7 protein-coding genes are annotated in these 10,176 nt (G+C 71.3%); 3 read left to right on the forward strand and 4 right to left on the reverse strand.

Annotated features, from left to right (window positions below; all coding sequences use genetic code 11):
* Window positions 1-166 precede the first annotated feature (166 nt).
* Complete coding sequence (locus ACIBLA_RS13035; protein WP_363246043.1) at window positions 167-1,009, reverse strand: M15 family metallopeptidase; 843 nt, start codon at window positions 1,007-1,009, stop codon at window positions 167-169.
* Window positions 1,010-1,069: 60 nt separating this feature from the next.
* Between ACIBLA_RS13035 and ACIBLA_RS13040 the strand changes: the two genes are divergently transcribed.
* Entirely contained in the window at window positions 1,070-1,666 is a 597-nt protein-coding gene (locus tag ACIBLA_RS13040) for an NUDIX domain-containing protein (RefSeq protein ID WP_363246044.1), read from the forward strand.
* Between the two features lie 69 nt (window positions 1,667-1,735).
* Here ACIBLA_RS13040 and ACIBLA_RS13045 read toward each other — a convergent pair whose 3' ends face one another.
* Complete coding sequence (locus ACIBLA_RS13045) at window positions 1,736-4,111, reverse strand: glycoside hydrolase family 31 protein (RefSeq protein ID WP_363246045.1); 2,376 nt, start codon at window positions 4,109-4,111, stop codon at window positions 1,736-1,738.
* A 224-nt stretch (window positions 4,112-4,335) separates the two neighbouring features.
* Here ACIBLA_RS13045 and ACIBLA_RS13050 point away from each other — a divergent pair, with 224 nt between their 5' ends.
* Window positions 4,336-6,324: an acetoacetate--CoA ligase gene (locus ACIBLA_RS13050; RefSeq protein ID WP_399198556.1), complete on the forward strand. Its 1,989-nt coding sequence runs from the start codon at window positions 4,336-4,338 to the stop codon at window positions 6,322-6,324.
* Window positions 6,325-6,525: 201 nt separating this feature from the next.
* Entirely contained in the window at window positions 6,526-7,452 is a 927-nt protein-coding gene (locus tag ACIBLA_RS13055; RefSeq protein WP_399198558.1) for a hypothetical protein, read from the forward strand.
* A gap of 75 nt (window positions 7,453-7,527) precedes the next feature.
* Here ACIBLA_RS13055 and ptsP read toward each other — a convergent pair whose 3' ends face one another.
* Together ptsP and ACIBLA_RS13065 are read right to left on the reverse strand one after the other, a co-directional pair.
* The gene (gene ptsP / locus ACIBLA_RS13060) at window positions 7,528-9,198 is read right to left on the reverse strand and encodes a phosphoenolpyruvate--protein phosphotransferase (protein WP_363246048.1); all 1,671 of its coding nucleotides are present in this window, start codon (window positions 9,196-9,198) and stop codon (window positions 7,528-7,530) included.
* A gap of 102 nt (window positions 9,199-9,300) precedes the next feature.
* The gene (locus tag ACIBLA_RS13065; protein ID WP_399198559.1) at window positions 9,301-9,750 is read right to left on the reverse strand and encodes a PTS glucose transporter subunit IIA; all 450 of its coding nucleotides are present in this window, start codon (window positions 9,748-9,750) and stop codon (window positions 9,301-9,303) included.
* Window positions 9,751-10,176 lie beyond the last annotated feature (426 nt).

Below are 10,176 nucleotides of genomic sequence, written 5' to 3' on the forward strand. Positions count from 1 at the left end.
CCGCCCCCCGCCGGGGGGGGGCGGGGGGGGGGGTGGCGGGGGGCGGCGCCCCGGGGGGGGGGGGCGGGCGCCCCGGGGGGGGGGGGGGGGGGGGGGCCCCCGGGGGGGGGCCCCCCCCCCCACCGCTCATCCGTTCTTCCGTTCAACCGTCGGCCGTTCCGTGCTGTCAGTGACCGGCGACCGAGCGCCAGGACACCGGAAAGTCGAAGTAGGTGTCCGGGAACAGCTCGGGCTTGTGGGTGAAGTGCCACCACTCCTCGGGGAGGTTGGTGAACCCGACGTCGGCGAGCGTGGTCTTCAGGAGCTGCCGGTTTGCGCGCTGTTCACCCTGGATCCGCGGATCGTCGGTGTGCGACAGAGTGTCGAAGCAGTCGTAACCGGTGCCCATGTCCACGGAGTTGTCCCGGAACCGCTCACCCTGCGGCGCGTAGCAGGGAACCAGCTTCTCGCCGGGCAGGTACGGCCGCGTCGGCTTCGCCGGCAGTTTCACGATGGTGAGGTCCACCGTGCTGCCGCGGCTGTGCCCGGACTTCTCGGCGATATAGCCGTCGGTGAACAACCTCGACTTGTCGACTCGTGGATAGAACTCCGGCTTCATCCGCTCGTCCTGAAGGTCCTTCGCCCAGCGGACGAAGTGGTCGACCGCCCGCTGCGGGCGGTAGCAGTCGTACACCTTGAGGGAGTAGCCCTGCCGCAGCAGCGTCCACTGCGCCCGCTGAAGCGCCTGCGCGGCCGGGCGCGTGAGGATGCAGAGCGGCTGGTCGTAACCGTCGACCCGGTCGCCCACGAAGTTGTGCGGGGTGATGTAGCGGATGTCCTGGACGATCGTCGGTGCCACGGCAGGCAGCGCCACGAACTCCTCGGGCGCGGTGGGCCGTTGCGTCGGGGAACCCTTGCTCGCGCCGGACGTCCCGGTCGCCCCGGACGCGCCCGGAGCTGCGGCGGTCACGGCGAGCAGGGTGGCGGCCGTGGCGGTCAGCGCGCGGAGCGCGGATGCGAGTCGTGTCATGGGCACATCGTCTATCAGTTCCCCGGCCCGCGGGAAAGAGTGATCAGCTACAGTCCGCGCGTGTCCGCCCCCGAAAACGCGCCCAGGAACGACGACGCCTTCGTGAAGAACTCGCACTGCGGCAGCTGCGGCTCGCCGTACCCCGCCGACATCGGCTGGCCCCGCACCTGCCGCGTCTGCGGCGACACCGCCTACCGCAATCCGCTGCCGGTCGCCGTCACCCTGCTGCCCGTCACCGATGACCGGGGCACCTCGCTCGTCGTCATCACACGCACCATCGAACCCCGGCGCGGCCACGTCGCCCTCCCCGGCGGCTTCATCGACCACGCCGAGGACTGGCGGCACGCTGCCGTACGCGAGTTGCGGGAGGAGACCGGCATCGAAGCCGCCGAGCGGGACGTCCGGCTGGCCGACGCGATGAGCGCGTCCGGCGGCGACCACCTGCTGCTCTTCGCGCTGCTGCCCGAGCGCCCCGCCGCCGAGCTGCCCGCGTCCGTGGCCACCGACGAGACGGCGGGCTGGCATCTGCTGCGGGCCCCGGCCGAGCTGGCGTTCCCGTTGCACACGGAGGCGGTACGGGCCTGGTTCGCCGGCCGGTACGACGCCGCCGCCACAGGAGGCCCTGGAACCTCCGTACGCCCGCCTGAGCCCATCTGACCGCCCCTCCGGCCCCTCGGGGCTCCCGCGACCCCTGAGCGGCCCTCCCGGGCGCCCTCGCGGACTCCGCTACCCCCGCACCCGCACCGGCAGTTCCGCCGGCACCACCCCGTCGTCCGTCACACGCTCGACCACGACCTCGCCGCCCACAAGCCGGGACGTGTAGCGCTCCACCTCCGGATGCGCCCACCCGTCCCCGGCGTCCCGCACGACCAGTCCGCCACCCGTACGCCCCGGCGCCGGAGGCCAGACCTCCAGCTCGACGCCCCCGTCCGCCCCGTCGGCGCCGCCCTCGCCCCGCACCGGGATCACCGCACCCGCCCGCGCCAGCACCGGAATCCGCGACCGCGGCGCGTCCAGCAGGACCTGGCCGGACCCCTCGTACACGGCCCCCGTCGCCGTGTCGTACCAGCGCCCGCGCGGCAGCCGCACAGCCCGCCGCTCCGTACCCGCCTCCAGCACCGGCGCCACCAGCAGCGAGTCCCCTAGCAGGAACGCGTTCTCGCAGTCCCGCAGCGCCCGGTCCTCCGGCGCACCCCACCACACCGGACGGGCGTACGGGGCGCCCGTCAGCCGTGCCAGCCGGGCCAGCGTCATGAAGTACGGCGCCAGGCGCTCCCGCTCCAGGAGCGCCGCCCGCGCGTGGCCGAGCACCTCGTCACCGAACTCCCACGGCTCCCTGCGGCCCGCGTCGATCGCCGCGTGCGTACGGAACAGCGGTAGATACGCGCCCAGTTGGTACCAGCGCAGAAACAGCTCCGCCGACGGACTCCCCGTGAAGCCACCCACGTCCGGCCCCGAGTACGGCACCCCGCACAGCCCCAGCCCCAGCACCAGGGAGAGCGAGGCGCGCAGCCCCGGCCAGCCGGTCTCCACATCGCCCGACCAGGTCCCGCCGTACCGCTGCATCCCCGCCCACCCGGACCGCGAGAAGAGGAAAGGCCGCTCGTCGGGCCGCAGCCGCAGCAGCCCCTCGTAACCCGCCATGCCCATCATCAGTCCGTACACGTTGTGGGCCTCGCGGTGATCGCCGCCGCGCCCGTCGAGCCCGTGCCTCGCGGACAGAGGCAGCGTCGTGTCCCCGAACGGCGCGAACAACACCGGCTCGTTCATGTCGTGCCAGACACCCGAGAAACCCTGCGCCAGCCGCTCCTCGTACAGAGCGCCCCACCACTCGCGCACCGCCGGATCGGTGAAGTCCGGAAAGACGCACTCGCCCGGCCAGACCTCGCCCCGTACGGCCTCGCCGCGCCCGTCACGGACGAACGCGCCGACCGCCGAACCGCTGTCGTACGTCTCGTTCCCCGGCTCCGCCTTCACCGCCGGATCGACGATCGAGACCAGCCGCACCCCGTCGGCGCGCAACTCCTTGGCGAGAGCGGGCAGATCGGGGAAGTTCCGCCGGTCGACGGTGAACACCCGGTGCCCGTCGTAGTGATCTATGTCCAGATGGAGCGCCGACAGCGGCAGCCCCCGCTCGCGGTAGCCGGCCACGACCCGGCGCACCTCCTCGGCGCTGCCGAAACCCCACCGCGCGTGTTGTGGCCCCAGCGCCCACGACGGAGGCAGCGCCGGCACACCTGTCAGCGCCGTCCAGCCGCGCAGCACCCGCGCGGGCGTGCCGAGCAGCACCCAGCAGCGCAGCGGACCGCCCGCCATCCGCACCTCCGATGTGCCCGGCCGGTCATGCCCGGAGCCGGCTCCCTCCTCGCCCTCTTTAAGAGTGACGCGCCCGTCCCACGAGTTGTCGTAGAAGGCGAGGTGCGTACCCGCGTCCGCCACCACCAGCTGCACCGGCATCGTGATGTACAGCGGATCGTCGCCGGGTCCGAACGAGCCCCGCGGATCGGTGTTCCACAGGCGGTACACGCCGTCGCGCAGCCGAGGCCCCGACGCCCTCCCGCCGAGCCCGAAGAAGCGTGCGTCAGCGGCCACTTCGGCCCGCTGTGCCCAGCGCGCGGGCCCGGCCCCGTCCACCGGCTCCCACCAACGCGGCGGCATCTCACGCCGCAGCACGACACCCCCCGGCGTCGCCACCTCCACCCCGCCGTGCCGGGACACCGCCACCGTCACACGCTCCGACACCACCCGCCAGCCACCGTCCTTGTCGGGCTCCAGCACGGCCCGCGGATCGGGCTCGGGCGGATCACCGGCCAGCGCGTACGACGGCGCCGGCTCCGCCCCGTCCCACCCCCAGAAGACCCCGCCGCCCATCGCCACCCACACCCGCAGCTCGGCCCGCGCGAACCGGACGATCCCGCCGCCCGCCAACGGCTCCGCACCACTCACCGGTCCGGGCACCCGGGCCCGCTCCGCGCCGCGCGCCGGCAGCTCCCGCTCGTCCGTACGCCGACGACGCCAGGCCGACCGCACCGACCGAACCGTCCGCATCCCCGGTACCGAACCGGCATCCTTCATCGAGCGCAGCAGCTCACGACCGTCCATGCTGATCAGCCTGCCACCCGGCGGAGAGGGAACTGACCGCGTTCAACTCCCGTTCACCCGCGGTGCGACCACATGTCGCCCACGCCCCGTCCAGGGACATCAGCAGGGGACTGTCTGGTGCGAAAGACGATCACATGGCATCGTCCGTGGGAGCCGGGGCGCGCTTCTCACGCGTGCGCGCGCCCCACGCACACCACGCGTCGAGCCAGTCCGGGAGTCAACGCATGACCTCAGCAGCCAGCCCAGCGCCCCTGTGGCAGCCGGACGCCGACCGGATCGCGGCGGCGCACGTGACCAGGTTCCAGGCATGGGCGGCCGAACGGTACGGGGCGCCCGCCGACGGCGGCTACGCGGCGCTGCACCGCTGGTCGGTCACCGAGCTGGAAACGTTCTGGACGGCGGTGGCCGACTGGTTCGACGTACGGTTCTCCACCCCGTACGCAGGCGTGCTCGGCGCACGCGCCATGCCCGGCGCCGAATGGTTCCCCGGCGCCACCCTCAACTACGCCGAGCACGCCCTGCGTACCGCCGAAGACCCGGCGCGCGCCGACGAACCCGCGCTCCTGCACGTCGATGAGACGCAGGGCCCCACGCCCGTCAGCTGGGCGGACCTGCGCCGCCAGGTGGGCTCCCTCGCCGCCGAACTGCGCGCCGTGGGCGTGCGCCCCGGCGACCGCGTCAGCGGCTACCTCCCGAACATCCCGCAGGCCGTCGTCGCCTTCCTCGCCAGCGCCGCCGTGGGAGCCGTCTGGACGTCCTGCGCACCGGACTTCGGCGCCCGCAGCGTCCTCGACCGCTTCCAGCAGATCGAACCCGTCGTCCTGTTCGCCGTCGACGGCTACCGCTACGGCGGCAAGGAACACGACCGCACCGAGACCGTCGCCGAACTCCGCGCCGAACTGCCCACCCTGCGCGCCGTCGTCCACATCCCGCTCCTCGGCACCCCGGCCCCCGAGGGCGCACTCGACTGGTCCGCCCTCACCTCCGCCGAAACCGAACCGGTCTTCGAGCAGGTGCCGTTCGCCCACCCCCTCTGGGTCCTGTACTCCTCCGGCACCACCGGCCTCCCCAAGGCCATCGTCCAGTCGCAGGGCGGCATCCTCCTCGAACACTTCAAGCAACTCGGTCTCCACTGCGACCTGGGCCCCGGCGACCGCTTCTTCTGGTACACCTCCACCGGCTGGATGATGTGGAACTTCCTCGTCTCCGGCCTGCTCACGGGAACGACGATCGTCCTGTACGACGGCAGCCCCGGATACCCCGACACCGGAGCCCAGTGGGGCGTCGCCGAACGGACCGGAGCCACACTCTTCGGCACCTCGGCCGCCTACGTGATGGCCTGCGCCAAGGCCGACGTCCACCCGGCACGCGACCACGACCTCTCCAAGATCGCCTGCGTCGCCACCACCGGCTCACCCCTGCCGCCCGACGGATTCCGCTGGCTCCACGACGAGGTCGCCGGCGACCTGTGGATCGCCTCCGTCAGCGGCGGCACCGACGTCTGCACCTGCTTCGCCGGCGCCGTCCCCACACTCCCCGTCCACATCGGCGAACTCCAGGCCGCCTGCCTCGGCACCGACCTCCAGGCCTGGAACCCGCAGGGCGAACCCGTCATCGACGAGGTCGGCGAACTCGTCGTCACCAACCCCATGCCGTCGATGCCCGTCCGGTTCTGGAACGACCCGGACGGCAGCCGCTACCACGACAGTTACTTCGACATGTACCCCGGCGTCTGGCGCCACGGCGACTGGATCACCCTCACCGACCGCGGCTCGGTCGTCATCCACGGCCGGTCGGACTCGACACTCAACCGCCAAGGTGTACGGATGGGTTCGGCCGACATCTACGAAGCCGTGGAACGCCTCCCCGAGATCCGCGAGTCCCTCGTCATCGGCCTCGAAGAACCGGACGGCGGCTACTGGATGCCCCTCTTCGTCCACCTCGCCGAAGGCGCCGTACTCGACGACACCCTGCGCGCCCGGATCAAGACGACCATCCGCCAGGAGCTCTCACCACGCCACGTCCCGGACACGATCATCGAGGTCCCGGCCGTCCCCCACACGCTCACCGGCAAGCGGATCGAAGTCCCGGTGAAGCGGCTGCTCCAAGGCACGGAACTGTCGAAGGCGGTCAACCCCGGCTCCGTCGACAACCTCGAACTGCTCCACTTCTACGAGTCCCTGGCCCGAGAGCGCCGCGAGGCCCGCGCCTAGAGGGTGTCTTGCCGATCTTGCCGGGCTCGCGGTCCCTGGCACGCGCGCTCGCCGCGTTGTCTCCCTCCTCCGTCTTGCGAGCGCACGCCAGCCCCCGCTCCCTGATCCGGCCTGACGGACAAGACACCCCCTGACAACCGCCATTGTCAGACCCCCCAATTACTCTGAGTGAGCAGTGATCGACAGCACTCAGGGGGAGTCATGGCACACATCAACCGCAGGAACACCAACCGCAAACAACACAGGCAGACCGGACGGAGCGAGCTGCGCGCGCTGCGCCGCGAAGTGCCCTGCACCGTCGGCCTCCTCGCCGACGAAGAGGACTTCGCCGCCATGCGGCGCTACCGCACCTTCACCTTCGACAACCACCAGCGTTATCTCCGACAGGTCGACGCACTGCTCCACTCCCTCGCCACGCAGGGGGCGCACACCGCCGTCGCCCTCTTCGACCCGGAAGAATTCGTGGAGTACTGCGCGGAGGCGGGGCTCGACCCCGACACCGCCGCCAGCCGGGGCCGCTTCACCGCACGCGTCGCGGCGACCGGCGGCGCCGTCGTGCCCTACACCGGACAGCCCGTCAGCCACCTCGCCCCACAGCTCATCAACACCGCTGTCCGCAGGGCCACTTGGGAGTACGCGACCATGGTCCTCGCCGATCTCGGCGACTGCGCCGAGTGCGGCGTCGACATCGGACGCGCCTCGTTCGACCGGGCCTCACTGATCCTGACCCATCTGATCGAGCGGGCGGGACCCGGCACCCACCACCTCGTGTGCAGCGTCCCCGCACCGGACGAACAACTCCTCGCGGCCCTCCACGTCGAGCGGCCCGACACCGGGCCGGCCCGGCTCGACGCGTCCGAGAGCGCGGAGTTCGTGACCGTCCTCGCAGCGGGCATCGCACTCGGCGGCTCCGGAGGAGTCGTGCTCCGTACGACAGGACCCGACGCCCCGGACCGGCTCCACGGCTGGCGACTCAGGAACAGTGGCCTCGCGCCGCTCAGCGAAGCACAGGTCTTCAGCGCCTACTGCACCGACGCCGACACGGGCGAACCACTCTCCCCGGAACCGGGGGTGGAGTATCGCGCGGGCTTCGACCTCGGCATCGAGGACGCCGACATCCACCGCTGAACGCGAGGAGCTTCCCGCCGCGCCACGACGGGAGGCTCCTCGGACACGGACCGGTCGCGCCGCCGGCCCGACCGCTCACTCGCCGGACAGCACCGCCTGCGCGGCCGACCGCGCCCCCTCGGCGGTGTCCGCCGCACGGGCGGCGGCAGCGGCACGCTCGCACTGCGCGAGGGAGTACTTCGCCAGCGTCGTCCGTACGTAGGGGATCGACGCGGCGCCCATCGACAGCGACGTCACACCAAGACCCGTCAGCACACACGCCAGCAGCGGATCGGAGGCCGCCTCACCGCACACACCACAGCTCTTGCCCTCGGCACCGGCCGCCTCCGCCGCCATCGCCACGAGATCGAGCAGCGCCGGCTGCCACGGGTTCTGCCACCGCGCCACCGCGCCCACCTGCCGGTCGGCGGCGAACGTGTACTGAGCGAGATCGTTGGTCCCCAGCGAAAGGAACTCGACCTCCTGAAGAACCGAGCGCGCCCGCAGAGCGGCCGACGGAATCTCCACCATCGCCCCGAACTTGGCGTTGAGCCCAGCCTCGCGACACGCGTCGGCGAACGCCTTGGCGTCGGTGCGGTCGGCCACCATCGGCGCCATGACCTCCAGATACACCGGCAGACCCTCGGCGGCCTTCGACAGCGCGGTGAGCTGCGTGCGCAGGACATCAGGGTGGTCCAGCAGACTCCGCAGCCCACGCACGCCGAGCGCGGGATTCGGCTCGTCGGCCGGAGTCAGGAAGTCCAGCGGCTTGTCGGCACCCGCGTCCAACACCCGTACGACCACGCGGCCTTCGGGAAACGCCTCCAGCACCTGGCGGTAGACCTCGACCTGCTTCTCCTCCGACGGCGCCCGCTTGCTGTCGTCGAGGAACAGGAACTCGGTACGGAACAGCCCCACACCCTCGGCGCCCGCCTCGACAGCCGCCGGCACATCACCGGGACCACCGACATTCGCCAGCAGCGGCACCTTGTGCCCGTCCGATGTCGCACCCGGGCCGGAGGACGCGGCCAGCGCCGCCCGCCGCTCCGCGGCAGACCTCTCCAGCTCGGTGCGCTTGTCGGCGCTCGGCTCGACGAAGACCTCACCGGTACTGCCGTCGACAGCGACCATCGTGCCCTCGGCCAGCTCACCGGCACCGGGCAGCGCCACCACGGCGGGCACCCCCAACTGGCGTGCCAGAATCGCGCTGTGACTGGTCGGCCCGCCCTCCTCGGTCACGAAGCCGAGCACCAGCGTCGGATCCAGCAGCGCCGTGTCGGCGGGAGCCAGATCACGCGCGATCAGCACGTACGGCTCGTCACTGTCGGGCACGCCGGGCATCGGCACCCCCAGCAGCCGCGCCACGATCCGGTTCCGCACGTCGTCCAGGTCGGCGACCCGCCCCGCCAGATACTCACCGGCGCCCGCGAGCAGGGCGCGGTACGACGCGAACGCGTCGTACACGCCACGCTCCGCCGTGCTCCCGACGGCGATACGCCGCTCCACGTCGGCCATGAGCTCCGGATCCTGAGCCATCATCGCCTGCGCTTCGAGCACCGCCTGGGCCTCACCGCCGGCCAGATTGCCCCGAGCGATCAGGTCGGCGGCCACGGCCTCGACGGCCTGGCGGGCACGTCCCTGTTCGCGCCCGGCCTCCTCGGTCGGAATCTGCTTGGCCGGCGGTTCGAGAACCGCTGTACCCATGTGCCGAACCTCGCCGATAGCCACCCCGTGGCTGACGCCGACGCCTCGCAGCGTTGTCTGCATTGCACCCGTCTCCGGTTGTGCGGCGACCGACCGGATCGCCGCGGTTGATGAACTGACCGCCGGTCATGACGCCCGACGGCCGTGACGACTGTGTCGTGGAGGTCACCGCCAGCCGAAGAGCACGTCGCCGGACTTCACTTCGCCGTCCTGGACGATGTCCGACAACGTTTCGACACTCGCGTCCAGCGCCACCACCGGACACACCGGCGACTTCCCGGCGGCCTCGACATCGGCGGGGTTCCAGCGCACGACACCCTGACCGCGCCTCACGGCGTCCCCCTTACCCACGAGGAGTTCAAAACCCGCGCCGTTGAGCTGGACGGTGTCGATACCGAGGTGGGTCAGCACACCGTGTCCCTCGGAGTCGAGGACGACGAAGGCGTGCGGATGCAGGGAGACGACGATGCCGTCGACCGGCGAAACGGCCTCGGACGGCTCACGCACGGGGTCGATCGCGGTACCGGGACCCACCATCGCATCGGAGAACACCGGATCGGGTACAGCCGCGAGTCCGATGGCGCGTCCAGCAAGTGGGGACGTCACGCTGGTCATGGGGGCCTCCCAGGGTGGAGATTCGTCTGCCGTCGTCACTACCTGTCATGGACGACGTACCGTTCAGAAGCGTAAGTCATATGAAGTGACGGTTCCGCCCGAGAGCTGCCAGTTGGTGGCTCCCGCGCCGTACCGAAAACGATTTGCCTGCCCGCGCGGGCGGCATGTACTGTCGTACCCCTGCCTGACCCTTGCACGACCTTCAAGTCGGCGGTCGGCAGCACCCATCAAGCTCAGAAACTCTCCCAAATATGGCTTCCGCATGCCTGCGGAAGATGCGGTCAGGGAAAGCGAAAAAGCCTGATACTGTTTGAAACGCAAGACCGAAGGGAAGCCCGGAGGGCCCGGAGACGGGACCGAAGGAAGCGTCCGTTCCTTGAGAACTCAACAGCGTGCCAAAAGTCAACGCCAGATATGTTGATACCC

The sequence above is a fragment of the Streptomyces sp. NPDC050433 genome (genome assembly GCF_044458565.1).
GTDB lineage: Bacteria > Actinomycetota > Actinomycetes > Streptomycetales > Streptomycetaceae > Streptomyces.

Excerpts from the sequence above, each read along its gene's own strand:
- ACIBLA_RS13035 (WP_363246043.1), bottom strand. The coding sequence starts at position 1,009 with ATGACACGACTCGCATCCGCGCTCCGCGCGCTGACCGCCACGGCCGCC.
- ACIBLA_RS13045 (WP_363246045.1), bottom strand. The coding sequence starts at position 4,111 with ATGGACGGTCGTGAGCTGCTGCGCTCGATGAAGGATGCCGGTTCGGTA.
- ACIBLA_RS13050 (WP_399198556.1), top strand. The coding sequence starts at position 4,336 with ATGACCTCAGCAGCCAGCCCAGCGCCCCTGTGGCAGCCGGACGCCGAC.
- ACIBLA_RS13055 (WP_399198558.1), top strand. The coding sequence starts at position 6,526 with ATGGCACACATCAACCGCAGGAACACCAACCGCAAACAACACAGGCAG.
- ptsP (WP_363246048.1), bottom strand. The coding sequence starts at position 9,198 with ATGCAGACAACGCTGCGAGGCGTCGGCGTCAGCCACGGGGTGGCTATC.
- ACIBLA_RS13065 (WP_399198559.1), bottom strand. The coding sequence starts at position 9,750 with ATGACCAGCGTGACGTCCCCACTTGCTGGACGCGCCATCGGACTCGCG.